Origin of the sequence: Fusibacter bizertensis, from assembly GCF_029914245.1 — a bacterium.
Lineage (GTDB): Bacteria > Bacillota > Clostridia > Peptostreptococcales > Acidaminobacteraceae > Fusibacter_C > Fusibacter_C bizertensis.
This window is the reverse complement of sequence record NZ_JARYZI010000004.1, coordinates 1-19399: the sequence shown is the minus strand read 5'-3', so window position 1 is coordinate 19399 and position 19399 is coordinate 1. Positions and strand designations below refer to the sequence as shown.

20 protein-coding genes and 1 other annotated feature are annotated in these 19399 nt (G+C 35.5%); of the genes, 15 read left to right on the top strand and 5 right to left on the bottom strand.

Translation table 11 applies throughout. The features are described from left to right. Nucleotides 1–62 precede the first annotated feature (62 nt). Nucleotides 63–956, bottom strand: a complete 894-nt coding sequence (locus QE109_RS07005; RefSeq protein WP_281093718.1) for a selenium metabolism-associated LysR family transcriptional regulator — start codon at nt 954–956, stop codon at nt 63–65. A gap of 198 nt (nt 957–1154) precedes the next feature. Further along, nucleotides 1155–1379 (top strand) — a binding site (T-box leader). 116 nt (nt 1380–1495) lie between these two features. Between QE109_RS07005 and cysK the strand changes: the two genes are divergently transcribed. The 3 genes from cysK to QE109_RS06990 all read left to right on the top strand — a co-directional run bounded on the left by cysK (nt 1496) and on the right by QE109_RS06990 (nt 3916). After that, nucleotides 1496–2425 carry a cysteine synthase A gene (gene cysK, locus QE109_RS07000; RefSeq protein WP_281093717.1) on the top strand — a complete coding sequence of 310 codons (930 nt, stop codon included), beginning with the start codon at nt 1496–1498 and terminating at the stop codon, nt 2423–2425. A 14-nt stretch (nt 2426–2439) separates the two neighbouring features. Beyond that, nucleotides 2440–3021, top strand: a complete 582-nt coding sequence (epsC, locus tag QE109_RS06995; RefSeq protein ID WP_281093716.1) for a serine O-acetyltransferase EpsC — start codon at nt 2440–2442, stop codon at nt 3019–3021. Between the two features lie 103 nt (nt 3022–3124). Continuing rightward, on the top strand, nt 3125–3916 hold the full coding sequence (locus tag QE109_RS06990) for an ATP-binding protein (protein ID WP_281093715.1): 792 nt from the start codon (nt 3125–3127) through the stop codon (nt 3914–3916). Between the two features lie 146 nt (nt 3917–4062). Here the strand turns inward: QE109_RS06990 and QE109_RS06985 are convergent, their stop codons facing one another. Then, the gene (locus QE109_RS06985) at nt 4063–4971 is read right to left on the bottom strand and encodes a PhzF family phenazine biosynthesis protein (RefSeq protein WP_281093714.1); all 909 of its coding nucleotides are present in this window, start codon (nt 4969–4971) and stop codon (nt 4063–4065) included. Then, a complete protein-coding gene (locus QE109_RS06980) occupies nt 4961–5515 on the bottom strand; it encodes a Holliday junction resolvase RecU (RefSeq protein ID WP_281093713.1) in 555 nt (184 codons plus the stop codon). The genes QE109_RS06985 and QE109_RS06980 overlap by 11 nt, the downstream gene beginning before the upstream one ends. A gap of 718 nt (nt 5516–6233) precedes the next feature. Here QE109_RS06980 and QE109_RS06975 point away from each other — a divergent pair. The 4 genes from QE109_RS06975 to QE109_RS06960 all read left to right on the top strand — a co-directional run bounded on the left by QE109_RS06975 (nt 6234) and on the right by QE109_RS06960 (nt 10933). Then, nucleotides 6234–6467 carry a glutaredoxin family protein gene (locus tag QE109_RS06975; protein ID WP_281093712.1) on the top strand — a complete coding sequence of 78 codons (234 nt, stop codon included), beginning with the start codon at nt 6234–6236 and terminating at the stop codon, nt 6465–6467. An 84-nt stretch (nt 6468–6551) separates the two neighbouring features. Next, nucleotides 6552–9047 (top strand): FAD-dependent oxidoreductase, encoded by a 2496-nt coding sequence (locus tag QE109_RS06970; protein ID WP_281093711.1) that lies wholly within the window; start codon nt 6552–6554, stop codon nt 9045–9047. A gap of 12 nt (nt 9048–9059) precedes the next feature. After that, nucleotides 9060–9323 carry a metal-sensitive transcriptional regulator gene (locus tag QE109_RS06965; RefSeq protein ID WP_281093710.1) on the top strand — a complete coding sequence of 88 codons (264 nt, stop codon included), beginning with the start codon at nt 9060–9062 and terminating at the stop codon, nt 9321–9323. A gap of 194 nt (nt 9324–9517) precedes the next feature. Beyond that, nucleotides 9518–10933, top strand: a complete 1416-nt coding sequence (locus QE109_RS06960) for an alpha/beta fold hydrolase (protein WP_281093709.1) — start codon at nt 9518–9520, stop codon at nt 10931–10933. Nucleotides 10934–11015: 82 nt separating this feature from the next. On the opposite strand, the gene QE109_RS06955 is transcribed toward QE109_RS06960, so the two are convergent. Beyond that, nucleotides 11016–12194 (bottom strand): NAD(P)/FAD-dependent oxidoreductase, encoded by a 1179-nt coding sequence (locus QE109_RS06955; RefSeq protein WP_281093708.1) that lies wholly within the window; start codon nt 12192–12194, stop codon nt 11016–11018. 283 nt (nt 12195–12477) lie between these two features. Between QE109_RS06955 and rd the strand changes: the two genes are divergently transcribed. The 6 genes from rd (at nt 12478) to pcp (ending at nt 15402) form a co-directional block, all read left to right on the top strand. Continuing rightward, the gene (gene rd, locus QE109_RS06950; RefSeq protein WP_281094035.1) at nt 12478–12639 is read left to right on the top strand and encodes a rubredoxin; all 162 of its coding nucleotides are present in this window, start codon (nt 12478–12480) and stop codon (nt 12637–12639) included. 24 nt (nt 12640–12663) lie between these two features. Continuing rightward, nucleotides 12664–13071, top strand: coding sequence for a Fur family transcriptional regulator (locus QE109_RS06945; RefSeq protein ID WP_281093707.1), 408 nt, complete (start codon nt 12664–12666; stop codon nt 13069–13071). Nucleotides 13072–13081: 10 nt separating this feature from the next. Then, a complete protein-coding gene (locus tag QE109_RS06940; RefSeq protein ID WP_281093706.1) occupies nt 13082–13462 on the top strand; it encodes a desulfoferrodoxin in 381 nt (126 codons plus the stop codon). Nucleotides 13463–13516: 54 nt separating this feature from the next. Then, nucleotides 13517–14026 (top strand): ferritin, encoded by a 510-nt coding sequence (locus tag QE109_RS06935; RefSeq protein ID WP_281093705.1) that lies wholly within the window; start codon nt 13517–13519, stop codon nt 14024–14026. A gap of 23 nt (nt 14027–14049) precedes the next feature. Beyond that, nucleotides 14050–14625 (top strand): rubrerythrin, encoded by a 576-nt coding sequence (gene rbr / locus QE109_RS06930; protein WP_281093704.1) that lies wholly within the window; start codon nt 14050–14052, stop codon nt 14623–14625. 135 nt (nt 14626–14760) lie between these two features. Beyond that, nucleotides 14761–15402 (top strand): pyroglutamyl-peptidase I, encoded by a 642-nt coding sequence (pcp, locus tag QE109_RS06925; RefSeq protein WP_281093703.1) that lies wholly within the window; start codon nt 14761–14763, stop codon nt 15400–15402. A gap of 9 nt (nt 15403–15411) precedes the next feature. On the opposite strand, the gene QE109_RS06920 is transcribed toward pcp, so the two are convergent. Then, nucleotides 15412–15954 carry an RNase H family protein gene (locus QE109_RS06920; RefSeq protein ID WP_281093702.1) on the bottom strand — a complete coding sequence of 181 codons (543 nt, stop codon included), beginning with the start codon at nt 15952–15954 and terminating at the stop codon, nt 15412–15414. Nucleotides 15955–16122: 168 nt separating this feature from the next. On the opposite strand from QE109_RS06920, the gene glnA reads away from it, so the two are divergent. Next, nucleotides 16123–17550, top strand: coding sequence for a type I glutamate--ammonia ligase (gene glnA, locus QE109_RS06915; RefSeq protein ID WP_281093701.1), 1428 nt, complete (start codon nt 16123–16125; stop codon nt 17548–17550). Nucleotides 17551–17731: 181 nt separating this feature from the next. Then, nucleotides 17732–19321, top strand: coding sequence for a M20/M25/M40 family metallo-hydrolase (locus tag QE109_RS06910; RefSeq protein WP_281093700.1), 1590 nt, complete (start codon nt 17732–17734; stop codon nt 19319–19321). The last annotated feature ends 78 nt before the right edge of the window (nt 19322–19399 follow it).

The following is a 19399-nucleotide window of genomic DNA, read 5'->3' as shown; positions in this document are numbered from 1 at the left end:
TAAAATAAAAAATCCTGCTTTTATACGTATGATAAATACGCTATAAAAGTAGGATTTGTTTTTTAAATTTCATCTTTTAAGGTCAATAATAACTTGATAAAGTCTTCTGCAGCAGGAGATAAAGTTCTTCTTCTGTTTGTGAGCATATGAATATTGCGCGTCAATGCAATCCCTTTAATATGAAAAGCTTTTATTGGCATCGTTTTGGCATAGCAATTAAAGATACGCTGTGACATATACGAGATCCCAACCCCACCGGTAACTAGACTTATAATGAGGTTCATATTGTCACTTTCTACAATATTATCAAGTAGCTCTAAGTCGTAACCACATTCTACCATCATGCGTTCAAGTTCGATACGCGTTGCAGATTGATCGCTTCGACTGATGAATTTATATCCCATGATATCAGAAATATCCACTATTCCGTCGAGAGGTGCGTCTTTGGCGCATATGAAAACCACCTCATCATCAAAAAGATGTCGACTGATAAAACGTTCATTTTCAACATGCATTCCCACAAGTCCTAGATCGCTGGACAAAGAACAAACATCTTCTAAGATAACATTTGAGCTTTTTTCTTCTACGATAAACTTTACTTCTGGATGGATGCGCTGATATTTTTCTATAGCTCTAGGCAACAACACTAAACTCGGTGTCGTTGAAGCTGAGATTGTGATTGAGCCAGAAATTTTCTTTTGTGAATTTATAATATTATGAATTGCTCGGTTCTTCATATTGATCATATCAAGTGCGTAATTTAGAAATTCTGAACCTGCAGGTGTCAAGTTTACTTCCTTAGAAGTTCGGTCAAAAAGAGGCGTATTAAGTTCCTTTTCAAGGTTTGAAATATGAAGGCTGATAGTAGGTTGAGAAAGAAAAAGTGCTTTTCCTGCTCTTGAAAAATTCTTATATCGAGCAACATTTACAAATGCTTCTAATTGTCTGAAATCCATTGTGATCACCTCTGATACTATTTTAACATAAAAAAATTTTTATGAATATAGAACTAAGGACATAAAAGTTAAATGTTTAACGACATTCCGTTACAATTTGTTTACTTTTTTCTTATTGACAGGTATCAGGTAAGGTTGTAAAATACAAATTAAGATATCTTACTTAATTAGTTGGAATTAATTTGGTAGGAATTATAAAACAAGGCTAAGATAAAGGAAAGTAACTATTTTGCGCTTTATAGAGAGAAAACGGTTGGTGAAAGTTTTCAAGCAATTTATAGTGAAGTGCCCTTTGGAGCAGTGTACCGAATAAAGTAGGCTACACCGGGTTCTCCCGATATAGAGATAGAGCACGTAGGTGCTTGAAAGGGAATCTTGTATGATTAATTAGAGTGGAACCGCGGAGTTAACTTCGTCTCTTTGTGAGACGGGGTTTTTTTATACCCACTTTTGCCCGATCAAGAGTGCTTCAATGCTTTTTTAGCAGCTCAGTTGGCAGCTTTTCAGTGGAAAATAATATTTAGTTAGAGGAGAGTAAAATGAAAAAGGAATTAGATTTAAAAGTAAGTGAGAATATATTAGATTTAATTGGTAATACACCAGTGGTTAAATTAAGCCATATTGTATCAAAAGATGCTGCTGATGTGTATGTGAAATTAGAAGGTATGAATTTAACAGGTAGCGTTAAGGCGAGAGCGGCGCTAGGGATGATCCTCGAAGCAGAAGCAAGTGGTGACTTAAAAGAAGGTATGACGATTATAGAGCCAACTAGTGGCAATACTGGAATTGCGCTTGCTTATATTGGCAAACTTAAAGGATATCCTGTAAAAATAGTGATGCCTGATACAATGAGTGTTGAAAGAAGAAATATCATTAAATCTTATGGTGCAGAGTTGATGCTTACTGATGGTAGCAGAGGTATGAGTGGTGCGATACAAGAAGCGACAAGACTCTCAAAAGAAGAAAAATACTTTATGCCACAGCAGTTTAACAATCAAGCCAATCGTAATTTTCACTATCAAACAACTGGTCCTGAGATTATCAAGGCATTTCCTGAACTTGATGCATTTATCGCTTCGGTTGGTACTGGAGGTACAATATCAGGTGTTGGTGCAAAGTTGAAAGAGCATTATACTGACATCCAGATCGTTGCTGTTGAACCTGTTGAGTCTCACGTTCTATCTGGTGGTCAAGCTGGTCCGCATAAAATTCAAGGGATTGGTGCAGGTTTTGTTCCTGAGATTTACGATGCTACAGTAGTGGATTCTGTTGAGCAAATTGATAGCACTCAAGCTTATGAGATGACTAAGAAATTATTTCTTGAAGAAGGTCTTTTCCTTGGAATCTCAAGTGGCGCTGCTATACTTGCAGCGATTAGAGTTGCTGAAAAGCTTGGAAAAGGCAAAAAAGTTGTCGTAATTTCACCTGATAATGGTGAAAAATATATTTCTAATAATGTGTTTTTATAATAAAGGTGGTCTATATGTTTAAAAGAGCAATAGCTTATTTGAAATTTATAAAAGAAAGTGACCCTGCAGCGCGAAGCTATTTAGAGATTCTCTTGCTGTATCCTTCGGTACATGCTGTTGCTCTTTATAGAGTATCTAATTTTCTTTTTAGACATCATCAGTATTTTTTTGCGAGGTTTGTCTCTCAGTTTGCGAGGTTTATAACTGGAATTGAAATTCATCCTGGTGCTACAATTGGAAAAGCGTTGTTTATCGATCACGGCATGGGTGTTGTCATAGGTGAAACAGCTGTAATTGGCGATTATGTCACTATTTATCAAGGTGTGACTTTAGGCGGAACGGGTAAAGATACTGGTAAAAGACATCCCACTATTGGGGATCGCGTTACGATTGGTGCTGGCGCGAGAATACTTGGTCCAATCCACTTAGCTGCAGGGACAAAAATCGGTGCAGGATCAGTGGTACTAACAGATACCAAGACAGAATCAACAGCGGTAGGAGTACCAGCTAGAGTAATTGGTGGTATCGATTCATCTGTAATCCCGATCCATCACTATAAAGGAAAATGTGATGTCTACAATGATATGGTGATTTAACTAAAATCCTATAAAAAAGTAACTTAAGTTACAGACTGAATACACATTTCCCTTTATAATGAGTTTATAATGTAATTTACTGTTATATAAACGGAGGGTTTCGATGAAGAGAAATGTAATTGAGATTAATGAAGAAAAATGTATCGGTTGTGGATTATGTGCTGGCGCATGTATGCAAGGTGCAATAGAAATTATAGATGGCAAAGCAAAACTAGTGAGTGAGTCTTATTGTGATGGTCTTGGTATGTGTTTACCTAAATGTCCAGTTGATGCTATTCACGTAGTTGAAAAAGACACTGAAGTATTTGATCAGTCAAGGAAGAATATCAAGGCAAAAAGCAAGCTTGAAACAACGGCAACTAGTGATGAACCTATGGCTTGTGGCTGCTCAGGTACACATGCAAAATCTTTTGATAGATCGAGTATGATAACTTTAGATATGGCACAAACTTCAAAAGCACATGAAGAAAAAGTTGTACCTTCAAGTACTAAATCATCTATAGATACATTAGAACAGGGTTCAATACCGTCTCAGTTAATGCAGTGGCCAGTTCAACTAAGATTAATTAGTCCAAATGCGCCTTATTTAAATGGCGCAGATTTGTTAATTGCTGCCGATTGTACTGCTTTTGCTTATGGTGATTTTCACAGAGACTTTATAAAGGGAAAAGTAACGGTGATTGGATGCCCAAAATTAGATGACAATCAGTATAATGCAGACAAAATTGCACAAATTCTCAGTGCAAATGATATTAAAAGCATCACTGTAGTGAGAATGGAAGTACCTTGCTGTGGTGGTATGATTTCCGCTGTAAAATCGGCTATGCTAAAAGCAGAGTGTATTGTCCCTTATAGTGAAGTTACCATATCCTCTGATGGCAGAATAATTGGCTAAATAGATAAAATATAAAACAAAGATAAAAGAGCTATAGCCTTAGCTTGTTCTATTACATTTCCTATTTAAAAGGAAGCATGATAAACAAGTTAGGTCATAGCTCTTATTTTATGTGCTATTTGACTTTGAAAAGTAATGAAACCTGACTAAATCTCAATTGTAATTACTGTGTTTAGTGAGCAAGTGCCACCAACCCAAATTATGGGTTCCTTTATAGAATCTGTGTAATCTAACCTTGTAAAGATTAGACTAGGACTTTCCATCATCTCACCTTGTAGCACTTTGTACGTATATGAGTCTTTCATATGACCCTGATTTTTATGGCACTGTGAAATGTTGTAATGGTGTGCCAAATAAGCCGTTAAAGCACCGTTTGAAGTACCAGTAGCGGATTCTTCATCAATACCATATAAAGGTGCAAAGTTTCTAGCGTAAATCAATTGACTATCATTTGAACTGACAAATGCATGAACCCCAACGACATTGAGATCTTTTGAAAGTGTGGATAGTGCGGTCATATCTATCTGAAGCTGGTTTAGAGCATCTCTGGATTTAATAGGAAGTAATATATCGTGTAGTCCTGTGGACCAAATTTCTATTGGTAATTTAGAATCAATCATTGCACTAGGAAAAGCAGATTTAAATTGCGCATCAAAATCAAGATTAGATTTGATACATTGAGGATCAGATTGCGTCATCCAAACAGTTGTTAAGTTATCTGTCGTATCAACGGAGAGGTTAAGGATACCAGCGGGTGTTTTTTGTAATAATTCCGATTTTGATAAACGTTTTTGTAAAGTCATTAGCCAGAAACTCGCGATTGTCGCATGTCCACACAGAGGCACTTCATCAGTTGGTGTAAAGAAACGCAAATCAAAATCTACTTCATGTGTGCCATATCGTATAAAAGCAGTCTCGGATAATGCCATCTTTTTAGCAATTAACTGCATTTCAATTTCGCTTAAGCGATTTTCAAAATCAAAGACGATTCCTGCAGGATTTCCCCCTTTTTCATCTAAAGTAAAAGCGTTAACAACATAAACCTCAATTTTCATTGGTAATCTCCTTCTTAAGCTGTGCCTTGTAAGATACATAAACATTTAAAGTCGCCATATAATTCAAGATGCTACCAGAACGCTCTTTATTGATTTTAAATTCTTCCTGCATAGCACTATAAGGAATAGATTTTCGACTTCCCTCTTTTGCATAATAAAATTGATGAATAATCTCATATGGAACGAGGTAATATTCATCATTAAACTTAAAATGGATGATGATAAAAGCGAGTCCACCTTGTGCATCTATATCTCTCATATACTCAATTTGGTGAAGGTGAATATTCTGAAGTGGTAAACTCTTAAGTGTGGTTTCTTTGGCGTCAAACGCTAAACAAACGCCTTGTGCTATGCCTATGAAATCCACAGTAGATTTTTTTTCAAAAAAGCCTTTTGTAACCATTCCTTGATGATCTATATCAACTACTTTGATAGGTGTGCTAACTTTATCAATTCTACATAATCCTAATTGATGGTAGTATTGATTGGTATAATAAATCAAATCTTCTAATGCATCTCCACGATGCCCTCTTTTTCCCCACATACTATGCCTCCCAAAGTTAGTCTAACAGAAATCATGCCCCCTGTGAATAATGGGATAAAAATTGTGGACAAAATTGTGGATAGTGTGTATAACCGAACTATTTATTTTTATAATTTTCTGATTTAAGGGATTTATTTTAAGAAAATGAAGAAAATTGTGAATAAATGCATTCGAATGTTAAGTAATGTTCGATAAAAATTTACATACTGTTAACATAATAGAAAGATGTCAAAAGATTTGCACAAGGAAAGTTTTCAAAAAAAGAGGCTTTTTTGTGGACAACCTGTTGATGAATACTGGATGAATTGTTTACAAACAATTCACACCTAATTCGTAAGATATGAATTGACATTTATTTTAAAGCGCGATATTATAGTTATGAAATGACCCCTACGCGGGGGGTGGAGGCGTAAGTGAAAATATTTGCAACGGAAGCAGCAATAGAAAAACTTAAAAAAGATATCGCCAAGCGTGGCAATCATCGAATTGCAGTTACAGGTTTTGGCTGAGGCGGTCCACAATTTGGGCTTGTTCCGGGTGAACAGCAAACAGATGATTATGTTGAAGAATTTTCGGGTATAAAAATATTGGTCGAAAATATGTTGATTGAGAAGTTTGAAGGCTTTAAAATTGAGTACTCAAATTTTTGGTTGACAAGAGGCTACTATATTCAGGCCATGAAATATGGCTCTAGATGCTAAATAATGGAGGTAATGATATGTCAAAAAATGTAGTAATTTATTCAAGTAATTCTTGTGGGTATTGTGCAATGGCAAAAGATTATTTTAATGAAAAAGGCGTTGCATACACAGAGAAAAATGTATCAACAGATATTGAAGCTAGAAAAGACCTTATGTCTAAAGGATTTATGGGTGTACCTGTAATCTATGTTGAAGATGAAGTGATACAAGGCTTTGACAAAGCAAGATTAGATGAGTTGTTAGGTTTATAGTAAGTATTAAATAAGCCCTAAAAGGGCTTTTTTTTCCGCGAAATAGTTTGTTAAAAATATAATTAAGTCAAACCGGAGGTAGAAATGGGTCAGAAAGTGATAATCGTTGGAGGTGTTGCTGGCGGTGCAAGTGCAGCAGCAAGATTAAGAAGAATGGATGAACAGGCAGAAATCATCATGCTAGAAAGAGGTCCTTATATTTCTTTTGCGAATTGTGGATTGCCATATTACATTGGTGGTACTATTGAAGAAAGAAGTGCTTTGTTGGTTCAAACGCCAGAAGGTATGAGATCGCGTTTTAATGTAGATGTTAGAGTTGAAAATGAAGCAATTTCAATTGACAAAGAAAACAAAAAAATGCAAATTAAAGACATTAAAAACAACAAAGTTTATGAAGAAAGCTATGATGTGTTGATTCTTTCACCTGGTTCAACGCCACTTAAGCCACCGATCCCTGGTATTGACTCGCCTAATATATTTTCGCTTTGGAATATTCCAGACGTTGATAGAATCAAGAGCTTCGTTGACAATGTAAAGCCTAAATCAGTTGCAGTTATTGGCGGTGGATTTATAGGACTTGAAATGGCTGAGAATTTACATGATCTTGGTATGGAAGTAAATGTCGTAGAAATGGCTGACCAGGTAATGGCACCCGTTGACTTTGAAATGGCTCAAATTGTTCATAGACACATGAAAACTAAAAAAGTTGGCTTATACTTAGGTGATGGCGTTAAGTCTTTTGAGTATCACAACGGCGCAACTAAGGTGACATTACAAAGTGGAAAATCACTAGAAGTAGACATGGTTATACTTTCAATTGGAATACGTCCACAAAGTGAACTTGCTAAAAATGCTGGACTAGAAATTAATCAAAGAAACGGCATAGTTGTTGATCAGTTTATGCAAACTTCAGATTCAAGTATCTATGCGATTGGTGATGCTGTTGAAGTGACTGATTTCATAGGCGGTGGCAAGACGATGATACCACTAGCTGGCCCTGCAAACAAACAAGGTAGAATTTGTGCTGATAATGTAGCTGGTAAAAAAGTACCATTTAAAGGTTCAATGGGAACTTCTGTTGCAAAAGTATTTGACCTTACAGTATCAGCGACTGGCGTAAATGAGAAAACACTTAAACGTGATGGAAAAGTATATGGGAAAGATTATTATACAGTTTTAGTGCATCCAAACTCACATGCAGGGTATTATCCTGGAGCGCTACCAATGACATTAAAAGTGATTTTTGATATGTCTGGAAAAGTACTTGGTGCTCAAAATGTTGGTTATGATGGTGTGGAAAAAAGAATTGATGTTATTGCAACTGCAATTCGTTTTAATGCAACTGTTTTTGACTTAACTGAACTCGAACTTGCTTATGCACCACCATACTCTTCAGCAAAAGACCCAGTAAATATGGCTGGTTTTGTTGGTGAAAATATCTTAAATGGCATGGAGAAACCTTTCCAATGGCACGAGTTTAAGGATATGAACCCAAGTTTCGTTGTACTTGATGTTAGAGAGCCAATGGAAAGAGAAATGGGATATATTCCTAATTCTATCAATATCCCAGTGGATCAACTAAGAGAGAGAATGGTTGAACTAGATAAATCAAAAACGTATGTGGTTTATTGTGCAGTTGGTATTAGAGGTCATGCTGCTTCAAGAATTTTAGTTCAAAGTGGATTTGAAAATATATATAACCTTATTGGAGGTTTTACCACTTATTCAACTGTTTTATGTCAAGATGATAATGGGGCCTGTGCAGGTTCTATGCCACAAGCAGATGTACATGTATCAGAAACGGGGGACATGGAACAGGATGCGTCCTTTCAAGACGCAATAGAAGATTCAGATGCCCAAATAATTAAAGTCAATGCGTGTGGACTTCAATGTCCTGGTCCAATTATGCAAGTGCACAAGGCGATCGAGATGATGAAACCAGGAGATATCCTTGATATCAAAGCGACAGATCCAGGTTTTGTAAACGATATCGGTGTGTGGTGCGATAAAACAGGTAATACCCTTTTAGAATCGGGAAAAGAAGATAAAGCATTCTTTGCTAAAATCAGAAAAGGCAGGAAAAGACCACCACAAGTGCCTACTGTTGTAAATGATGACAAAACGATTGTCGTATTCAGCGGAGATTTGGATAAGGCAATTGCAACCTTAATCATCGCAAATGGTGCAGCTTCTATGGGTAAAAAAGTCACTCTTTTCTATACATTCTGGGGCCTAAATATTTTAAGAAGACCAGAGAAACTTAGTGTTAAAAAAGACTTGATGGCTAGGATGTTCAGTGGTATGATGCCAAGAGGCACAAAAAAACTAGGTCTATCAAAGATGAATATGTTGGGAATGGGACCAAAAATGATTCGCATGGTTATGAAGAAACATAACGTTGATTCTTTAGAAGATATGCTCAAGATGGCAATAGACAATGGCGTACGTATGGTTGCATGCAATATGTCTATGGATCTTATGGGAATTACGCAAGCAGAATTGATCGATGGTGTAGAATTAGGTGGTGTAGCATCGATGTTAGGTGCTGCTGAAGATTCAAATATGAGTTTATTTATTTAGGTGGAGGATAGTATGACAGAGCAAGAGGATAAAAAGAAAATTGTCAATCGATTAAAAACCATCAAAGGCCATATTCAAGGCATTGAGAACATGATTGAGGCAGATAAGGGATGTGATGAGATACTCATCCAAATCGCGGCTGTGAAACAATCAATTCACAAGGTGGGATTGGCAGTTATGGAGTCTCATGCCTCTCAATGCTTAATTGATACTGACAACATGGATAAAGAAAAACTAGAAGAAATGATTAAGATGATTTTTAATTATAGCAAGTAAATGTTTCAAAGTGGTGTCATTTTATAAAATGTAAGGTATGAAATGAAGTTTAGTAAGTAGATTAAAGTCTAAATGTAGAATAAAGGTCCGGAATAGAGGCAATATATTGCCTAGCTTCCGGACTTTATTTTAAACAAGTTTTGTTGTATGATAAATATATTGTTAAAATAGTTCAAGGTGAGGAGAAAATGACCATGAAATTTAAGCGCATCATTATCGCATTGACACTAATCATCGCTATGCTAGGTATGACAGCATGTGGTGATAAAGAAACTGATAACATGGCAACAACTGAAGCAACTCAAGGTAGTTCTCAAGAAACCACAGCTCAAAAGGAAATTGACTTTGATGCTGAAGGTATTGCAACAGCATTTATAGACAAATTTATGGCTGGATCATTTGATGAGATTTTAACTGAATTCGCTTTTTCAGATGAAATGAAGGCACAATTTACAAAAGAGGCAATGGAAGAAATCAGCAAGCAATTGGTTAAAGCTTATGGTGCTTTTGAAAGTACACATGGGATTAAAAGCCAAGAAAAGCCTGAGTATTACGTTGTGTCTATTGGTGCAAATCATGTGGATAAGGATTTGGCCTATAATGTAATTTTTTCTTATGACGGTAAGATTTCAGGGTTTAATTACCAAGAAATTTCATCAGTAGAAGATTATTTTGATGCTGAAATAAACGGTGCTGTTGAAACAGAAGTGACTTTTGGAGAAGATGATTTCAAAATTGAAGGAACACTAAGTTTACCAGCTGAGGGCAATGGTCCATTTCCAGTAGTTGTTTTAGTTCATGGTTCAGGTCCAAATGATCGTAACGAATCAGTATATGGCAATAAGCCTTTTAAAGATATTGCAGAAGGACTTATTGCGCAGGGAGTCGCTGTACTTAGATATGATAAAAGAACATATACACATCTAGAAAAGTATAATGATCCAACGATTGTGGCTGATTTTACGATTTATGATGAAGTTATTGATGATGCAAGATATGCAGTAGATTTTTTAAAGACTTATGACGGTATTGATCCTAGCAATATATTTGTAGTAGGACATTCTCTAGGCGGGAATCAAGCACCGAGAATCGCAGAAGATAACAAAGATATTGCAGGTATAGCAATAATGGCAGGTAATGTAACGCCATTGCAAGAATTAATTGTAAAACAATACGAGTACCTTTTGGGATTAGATGGAAGTATTGATGAAGCAGATCAAAAGCAATTAGATAGCATCAAAGATTCAGCAGATTTAATCTCATCTGAGGAAATGACACTTGATACTGATATGAACAAAACCATGGGACTTGCACCAAAATATTGGATGGATATAAAAGACTATAATCCTATTGCGATTGCAAGTGAATTAAATATCCCTATCTTAGTTTTACAAGGCGCAAGAGATTACCAAGTAACTGAGTCTGAGTTTGAACTATGGAAAACAGGACTTGGAGATAAAGCGGAGTACAAGTTATATGATGACCTAAATCATCTTTTTATAACGGGTGAAGGCATGTCAAAACCGGAAGAATATACAGCGGCAGGAAATGTTTCAGAGGATGTAATAGTAGACATCGCAACATGGATTAAAGCAAATTTAAACAAGTAAAATCATAGTAAACGTAAAAAGGACAGATGAAAATGATCATGATCATTTTCATCTGTCCTTTTAAAATTAGGTTATCATCAATTTATCCAATAAGTTGTTCAAAATCAGTTTTTGTCATACTTTCGCTAACGCCTTTTTTAAGTTTTGATGACTTTGAGATGTTCCCCATTAAAACGCCACCAACAATCTTATCATTTAGGAAAAAGTATTTTTCGAAATTCTCATCATCCCCTTTGCGTATGACTTCATAAGTGTTTGCAGGATTTCCACCAACATCTCCTATAGAGAATAATCTCAAGTTCATACCATGGTAAATATTGAAAGGAACAACTGGCGTATAGACAGATTTATCATCAATCATGTTAAGACCAGCAATTTTACCTTGTTCTACAGCCTCTGGCCAAATAGCAAAATTTGTACCTTGGTGTTCAGCACAATCCCCTGCAGCATATATATTTTTTATATTCGTTTGCATAAAATCGTTTACTAAAATTCCACGATTTGTAAGTAGCCCTCCATCTTGTGCCAGTTTAACTTCAGCTCTGATGCCAATTGAAATAACGACAAAATCCGCATCGATAGATTCACCAGAGGATATTTTTACACCTTCAGCAGCGGACGTGCCATATATTTCATGTGTCTGAACGCCTTTTATGACTTTAATGCCTGTTTCAAGTACTTTTTTCTCAAAGAGCTGAGATGCCTCAGTGTCAAGTTGTCTTGGCAACAAACGATCCATCATTTCAATCACAGAAACCTCTACATTGAGTTTTCTAAGTTGCCAACCGAGTTCTAATCCGAGTAATCCACCACCAATAATCACAGCTTTTTTTGAGTTCCAAGCTTTGCTTTTAAGAATCTCAGCATCTTCAAGATGTCTTAGATCCATAACATGTTCTAATTCAGCACCAGGAATAGGTGGTATAAAATTATGACTTCCTATACATAATAAAAGTTTATCATATGCAATTGGGTCGCCATCTAATATGGAAAGCGTTTGTGCATCCGTATGAATCGCAGTTACTTCTGTACCATATAAGATTTTGATATTATTATCTTTATACCAGTTGTGATCGTGTAGATAAAAACGTTTTGGAATCTCCTTTACAGAGATATATTCAGACAACATTGGTCTATAATAAGGCGGCGTTTTTTCTGCAGTTATCACAGTAATATCATAATCACCTTTAGATGATATGATTTCTTCAAGAGCCGCATTACCAGCAGCACCATTTCCAATTATTACAATTCTTTCTTTCACGTGAACCACCTTTCGAAAATATGTTTTATGTGTTACAATTTTTATACCAAATAACAGAAAGTTAAATCAAAATTTAAAAAAATATCTAATTATAGCAATATAACTAGAAATTTTGTTTTAAGTTCTGTATATTTAGGGTATATAGTATCTGAAACAAATCTGTTACTGTTATTAATAATGAATACATATTTATTGGTAAGGGTTGACAGCTTGTGTCAGTGATGGTATTATCAGTTTGTAATCATTACAAACTGAAATAAATTAAAAGTATAAGGAGAGTATCATTATGAAGTATGAATGTGTAGCATGTGGTTATGTTTATGATCCAGAAATCGGCGATCCAGATAGTGGTGTCGCACCAGGTACAGCGTTTGAAGATATTCCAGAAGATTGGGTATGTCCACTTTGCGGCGTAGGCAAAGATATGTTTGAGCCACTAAAATAAACTAAAGAAAAGAGTAAGGGACACATGAACGATGTAGGTGATTTTTTAAAAACCAATGGGATTAAGCCATCATATCAAAGGATTAAAATCTATGAGTATTTGATGCAGAATAAAGACCACCCAACAGTGGAAAGCATCTACAATGCGCTGAATGGACAAATCCCAACACTTTCAAAAACTACAGTTTATAACACGCTCAAAATTTTTATTGATAGAGGCATTGCTATGGCCATTACTATTGATGACAATGAAGTGCGCTTTGATGCGTTTGTTGAGACGCATGGACATTTTAAATGTCAACATTGCCATCAAGTTTACGATTTTAATGTAAACTTTGAAGGGGCTGTAGGCGATCAACTGGATGATTTTGATATCCTTGAGCAACAGATGTTCTTTTACGGCATTTGCAAAAATTGTAGAGAAGAATCTTAGGAGGATTAATATGATCAATAAGTTAGACGTTTTTAAATGCGGCGTATGTGGCAACATAGTAGAAGTTGCACATGTTGGTGGCGGCACTTTAGTTTGCTGTGGTCAAGAGATGAATCTTTTAGAAGAAAAATCTGCAGATTCAGCAACTGAAAAACACGTACCTGTAATTGAAACAGTAGCTGGTGGTTACAAAGTAACTGTTGGATCGACACTTCACCCAATGAAAGAAGATCATTACATTGAGTGGATTGAGCTGGTAACTGAATCAGAAACATTAATTACTTTTTTGAATCCAGGTGATGAACCTGTGGCGATATTCAAAACTGATGAAAAAGCAATTAAAGCTAGAGAATACTGTAATCTTCACGGATTATGGAAAAATGAATTATAAGATAGTTTAGAGTTTAGAAATTCATTTCTAAACTCTATTTTAAAGGAGACTGTTATGATTAATACGAGATTGGAAGAAGTGATCAATAAACAAATTAATGCAGAATTGTATTCGGCTTATCTGTATTTATCGATGTCTGCATATTTCGAGAGCATTAACTTACCTGGATTTGCAAATTGGATGAGAGTTCAATTTGAAGAAGAACAATTCCATGGATTAAAATTTCTTAATTACTTAGTGAGCAGAGGCGGTAGAGTATCTTTAGATGCGATTGAAAAACCTCAATTTGAATGGAATAGCGTACTTGAAGTATTTGAGCAAACTTTAGAACATGAAAAACATGTGACTTCACTACTAAACAATATTGCAGATATTGCTGAAGAAGAAAAAGACCGTGCAACAAGAAACCTAATGATTTGGTTTATTGATGAACAAGTTGAAGAAGAAGGTAATGCGGAAAAAATCATTAACGAACTAAAGATGATTGGCGGCGAAGGTCATGGTATGTTGATGTTAGATAGAGAGTTTGCTACAAGAACATTTGTGCCACCAGTAGGGGCATAAGATATAAGTGGAGGTATGAAATAATGGCGAGTATTAAAGGAACACAAACAGAAAAAAATCTTTTAAAAGCATTTGCTGGTGAATCACAAGCGAGAAACCGTTATCAAATGTTTGCTAAACAAGCTGAAAAAGAGGGTTATAGACAAATTGCTGATTTCTTTATGGAAACTGCTGACAATGAAAGAGTGCATGCAGGTAGATTTTTTAGCTTTTTAGAAGGTGGGGATTTAGAAATCACAGCTACTTACCCTGCTGGTAAAGTTGGAACAACTCTTGAAAACCTTAAAGCAGCAGCTATGGGAGAAAACGAAGAGTGGACAACACTTTATCCTGAATTTGCAAAAGTTGCAAAAGAAGAAGGTTTTCCTAAAGTTGCAGCGGCATTTGAATTTATTGCAAAAGCTGAAGTTGAGCATGAGAACCGTTATAACAAATTAGCTCAAAATATCGAAAATGGCAAAGTATTTAAAAAAGACGAAGTGGTTAGATGGAAATGTAATAAATGTGGTTATGTACATGAAGGCACTGAAGCACCGGAGGTGTGTCCAACATGTTTACATCCAAAAGAGCACTTTGAGTTAAAAGAATCTAATTACTAATATAAATTGAATAGGTGTGATATTGACTCTGTTTAATTGTTAGAAGTTTATAATTCAATATTAAAGATGTTAAGCCAGTATTATTTCTATGTGATCTTAGTACTGGTTTTCTTTTGATATAAAATGGAGGGAAAAATGAAAGTTCTGATTACAGGGTTTGAACCTTTTGGAAATGATGAAGTCAATCCTTCTTATGAGGCTGTGAAGAAAATAAATTTGTCTCAAAGTAAACATTCTATTAATCAGGCATGTTTGCCAGTAGTTTTTCATCAAGCGCTTAAAGTGCTTTATGATTTAATAGAGAAGCATCAACCTGACGTGGTGATCTGTGTTGGGCAAGCTGGTGGTAGAACGCACTTGACAATTGAAAGAGTGGGCATCAACGTCGATGATGCAAGAATCCCTGATAATGCAGGAAATTTGCCGGTTGACCAGGTTATCGTACCCAGTGGTTCAGATGCATATTTTTCAAATTTACCAATAAAAGCTATGGCTTTTGAGATGAATAAAATAGGCATTCCAACAACAATTTCAAACACTGCAGGGACATATGTATGCAATCATGTGCTCTACGGTTTAATGTATTACATCCATGAAAAAAGCCCCAACATAAAAGGGGGCTTTATACACGTACCATATATTCCAAGTCAAGCAACAGCATATCCTAATTCTGCCTCCATGGATCTCGATAATATAGTAAGAGGGTTAGAGTTTGCAATTGAAGCTGCTTGTGAGTATCAAGAGGACATTAAAATATCACATGGCACAACTTGCTAAATCCTATAGTTATTTAAAAGGCGCCATGCCATCATTAGCAAGTTGATCTGCTATATGATTAAGCGCGATTAGTTCTAAAAAATCGGATTCAGATAACGCAGTTTTGTGCTCGGTATTAAATTTTTGATGCCATTTTCGGACATCTGCCTTTTTGTTAGGATCAAGATGTCCTTTAATTTTATAAAAAGTAACTTTATGAAAAGATTCAACTAGATCAATGAGTGTTTCCCAAAGGGCTCTGTTTTCAACAGGCTCTTTTTTTGACGTTAACCACCCGTTAATTCGCCATTTATGATACCAACCGTTGTTAAAACAGTTAACGACATAGGCACTATCAGAATATATATCAACCATTAAATCTTTACTTTTAAGTGTTTTTAATGCTTCGATTGCTGCTGTAAGCTCCATGATGTTGTTTGTAGTCATTGCAGCACCACCACAAATCTCTTTTAGTTGGTCTTTGTATTTTAAGACTGCCCCCCAACCACCTACATTTTCATCTTTTCCATTTCCAGAACATGCGCCATCGCAGAATATTATTATATTTTTCATATGTCACCTCAAAGTTATTATAGCAATTGTTAGGAATTATGACAACTCGACAAATTTTGTATAATCTAATGGAAATAAGCAAAAAATTTGCACAATTCAACAAAAATTTGATATGATAAAAATAAGTCATCAAAAGGAGTCAACAAAATATCACTAGGAGGCGCACTCATGTTTAAGAACCATCAGGAAGTTCAAGAATTTTGTAAGAATAACGAAATTGAATTTATTGATTTTAAACTACTGGATTTGGCTGGAAGATGGCATCACCTTACCATTACACCGAGAAGATTTACGAGTGAAACCATTGAATATGGAATTGGATTTGATGGTTCGAGTTATGGTTTTTTAAGTGTAGAAAAATCAGATATGGTTTTTAAACCTGATTTAAATGCTTACTTTATTGATCCTTTCAATGAGGCGAAAACGTTGGTTTTTATGACGCGACTCTATAATGTAGGTGAGACACATACTAGATTTGAAAGTGATCCAAGATATATATGTGAAAAAGTGGATGCTTATATGAAGGCTGAAGGCTTTGCTGATCAGGCACTTTTAGGTCCAGAGTTTGAGTACTATACATTTGATAGTTGCCACTATCAAATGACCCCTCAATCAACTGGATATCAAATAGATACAGTACAGGCGGTATGGAATTCAAATCGTCCTGAAAATAATAACGGCTATATCGTTTCTCACAAAGGTGGGTACCATGTAGATCGTCCTAAAGATGTAAACTTTGACATGCGAAATGAAATGGTGAGAATACTTGAATCTCTTAACGTGCCAGTAAAGTATCATCATCCTGAAGTAGGGGGACCTGGTCAGCAAGAGATTGAACTTGATTTTGAAGGACCTGTTGTAATGGGCGATCGTTCAATGCTCGTAAAATATGTCATAAAAAATACCGCGCAATTATATGATAGAACTGCAACTTTTATGCCTAAGCCAATATTTGGCGAAGCTGGAAATGGTATGCATGTGCATATGCAGTTGTTAGAGAATAATGCTAATTTGTTTTATGAAAAAGGCGGTTATTCTGATATGAGTCAGATTGGACTTTATGCAATCGGAGGTATACTTAAACACGCAGCTTCAGTGATGGCATTTACAAACCCAAGTACAAATTCTTTCAAACGATTGGTTCCAGGGTATGAGGCGCCTGTAAGTATCTGTTTTGGTACTGCTAACAGAAGCTCAGTAATACGTATTCCAGGTTATGCGACGCAACCTATGAGAAAAAGGTTTGAATTTAGGCCTGCTGATGCCACTGCAAATCCTTATCTTGCATTTTCAGCACTTATGATGGCTATGTTTGACGGTATTAAAAATAAAATTGATCCAGTTGCTCATAACTTTGGACCACTTGATGTGAATATCTTTAAATTGTCGGATGAAGAAAGGGGTAAAATTAATGCTTTACCTAAAAATTTATTTGAAGTGGTTGAAGCTTTAAAAACAGATCAAGCATATTTGCTCTCAGGTGGCGTATTTACTAAAGAAATTTTAAAAGATCAGATGGATTATTTACTAAAAGAAGCTATTGAGGAGTCTATATTACCGTCAGCACGTGAATATAAAATGTATTATGACTTATAAAGAATTATTTAGTTAGAGATAAATGTTAGTTAGTGCAAATGTATGGGACTTGAGTCTCATTAAGCATTTGCACTATTTTTTTGAAGTTGTTTTTTACATAAATAAGTCAATAATCATTGTCAATGCGAGAAGATAATGAGATAATACAATATAAGCCTGACATATAAAAAGGACGAGATTTATGTTGAAAAAAGAAAGGAACTCAGTGTTATCACTACTTTATAGATTAATTAATACACGAAGTGATTCGGGAACTATACATGAAAAACAAATGGAAAAATTTTTGGTTGAAGAGATTGGCCAAATGCCATATTTTGTGAACCACCAAGAGTACTTTGGTACAAGTCCTATTGAAGGGGATTATTTGGGTCGTTCAATCGTATGGGCACTTCACGATATTGGCGCTTCCAAAACAGTTATATTATTGAGCCATTATGATACAGTAGATTTAACTACATACGGCGATTTTGATGGACTAGACCCCGAGTTGGTAAAAACACAATTGGAGCACTCATTAACATGTCGCCCAGATACTGAATTTAATGACGAATGGATTTATGGTAGAGGCAGTTGCGATATGAAAGCAGGTATTGCAATTAACCTTCAAAAGTTATATGAGTCGACAAATTCACCTAAAGGTGTAAATTTACTTTTTGTGAGCGTACCTGATGAAGAAACACAGTCTGCTGGTATGAGATCTGCTACAGCTTTGTTAGTTTCTCTTAAAAAAAGATATCACTTGACCTATGAACTCTCTATATTAACTGAACCACATGAAAGAGAATTTCCAAATCAATTTACCATCTCTACAGGTTCTGTTGGAAAGATTATGCCCGTTATTATGACTAAGGGGATGCCTTCACATTCTGGTGTAGCATATAGTGGACTCAATTCTATCAGTATTGCTATGGAGATTGTTAAAGCAATTGAACTCAATACAGAAATGGGTGACTCATATCAAAAGAAAATGACGCCACCACCGGCTTTTCTGAATTTGTACTCAATCAAGAAGTCATATGATGTAACAACACCGGAGTTTACAGTAGCTTATTTTAATTGGCTATTTCTCAAAGGGGATTTGGAAGTAAAATTTGCTCAACTCAAGGAACTTTGTAAGTGGTCATTAGAAGATGCAATTAATCAGTTTAATTATTCTTACAATGAATATTTAAGAAAACAAGCAAAGCCATCTTATTGTGAATGTATGGAATTTAACTTTGAAATTCTGTTCTTGGAAGAACTTAAAATGAGAGTAAAAGATAAATTAGATATAGAAGCCACGTATGAAAACTTGAGAAAAGAAAATCATGCATTGGCAGATCATGAATTTACAATACTATATATGCAGAAACTTTTAGAAGCGTTAGATGTCAATTATCCGGTTGTGGTTATTGGGCTACTGCCACCATTTTATCCAGTAGTTGAAAGTGAATCGTATTATTTGGAAATATTAAAAGAACCACTGGAAAACTTCATGTTATCTAGGGAGTTAGAATTAATACACAATAGTTATTTTATGGGAATTTCTGATTTGAGTTATATGAAACCTTCAAAGTTCGATCCTTCTCAAGCTTTGAACAATATGCCTGTCTACCAGCGTTCGTATAATCTAAACTATGATGAAATCAAGACTTTGGATGTTGATGTATTACATTTAGGGCCTTGGGGAAAAGATTTACATCAAAAGACGGAACGTGTATATTTGAAAGATATCGTCGAAACAGTTCCAGATATGTTGGAATACGTATTTCAAATAATTGCAAACAAATAAGAAGGTGCTGTTGCAAAATAGCCCCAAAGTAAAAAATGGACTCCAGCAAAATCAATTTTGATTTTGTTGGGTCCATTT

Bases quoted from the DNA above. Each gene is read 5' to 3' on its own strand.
- QE109_RS07005 (WP_281093718.1), bottom strand. From the start codon at position 956: ATGGATTTCAGACAATTAGAAGCATTTGTAAATGTTGCTCGATATAAG.
- cysK (WP_281093717.1), top strand. From the start codon at position 1,496: ATGAAAAAGGAATTAGATTTAAAAGTAAGTGAGAATATATTAGATTTA.
- epsC (WP_281093716.1), top strand. From the start codon at position 2,440: ATGTTTAAAAGAGCAATAGCTTATTTGAAATTTATAAAAGAAAGTGAC.
- QE109_RS06990 (WP_281093715.1), top strand. From the start codon at position 3,125: ATGAAGAGAAATGTAATTGAGATTAATGAAGAAAAATGTATCGGTTGT.
- QE109_RS06985 (WP_281093714.1), bottom strand. From the start codon at position 4,971: ATGAAAATTGAGGTTTATGTTGTTAACGCTTTTACTTTAGATGAAAAA.
- QE109_RS06980 (WP_281093713.1), bottom strand. From the start codon at position 5,515: ATGTGGGGAAAAAGAGGGCATCGTGGAGATGCATTAGAAGATTTGATT.
- QE109_RS06975 (WP_281093712.1), top strand. From the start codon at position 6,234: ATGTCAAAAAATGTAGTAATTTATTCAAGTAATTCTTGTGGGTATTGT.
- QE109_RS06970 (WP_281093711.1), top strand. From the start codon at position 6,552: ATGGGTCAGAAAGTGATAATCGTTGGAGGTGTTGCTGGCGGTGCAAGT.
- QE109_RS06965 (WP_281093710.1), top strand. From the start codon at position 9,060: ATGACAGAGCAAGAGGATAAAAAGAAAATTGTCAATCGATTAAAAACC.
- QE109_RS06960 (WP_281093709.1), top strand. From the start codon at position 9,518: ATGAAATTTAAGCGCATCATTATCGCATTGACACTAATCATCGCTATG.
- QE109_RS06945 (WP_281093707.1), top strand. From the start codon at position 12,664: ATGAACGATGTAGGTGATTTTTTAAAAACCAATGGGATTAAGCCATCA.
- QE109_RS06940 (WP_281093706.1), top strand. From the start codon at position 13,082: ATGATCAATAAGTTAGACGTTTTTAAATGCGGCGTATGTGGCAACATA.
- QE109_RS06935 (WP_281093705.1), top strand. From the start codon at position 13,517: ATGATTAATACGAGATTGGAAGAAGTGATCAATAAACAAATTAATGCA.
- rbr (WP_281093704.1), top strand. From the start codon at position 14,050: ATGGCGAGTATTAAAGGAACACAAACAGAAAAAAATCTTTTAAAAGCA.
- pcp (WP_281093703.1), top strand. From the start codon at position 14,761: ATGAAAGTTCTGATTACAGGGTTTGAACCTTTTGGAAATGATGAAGTC.
- QE109_RS06920 (WP_281093702.1), bottom strand. From the start codon at position 15,954: ATGAAAAATATAATAATATTCTGCGATGGCGCATGTTCTGGAAATGGA.
- glnA (WP_281093701.1), top strand. From the start codon at position 16,123: ATGTTTAAGAACCATCAGGAAGTTCAAGAATTTTGTAAGAATAACGAA.
- QE109_RS06910 (WP_281093700.1), top strand. From the start codon at position 17,732: ATGTTGAAAAAAGAAAGGAACTCAGTGTTATCACTACTTTATAGATTA.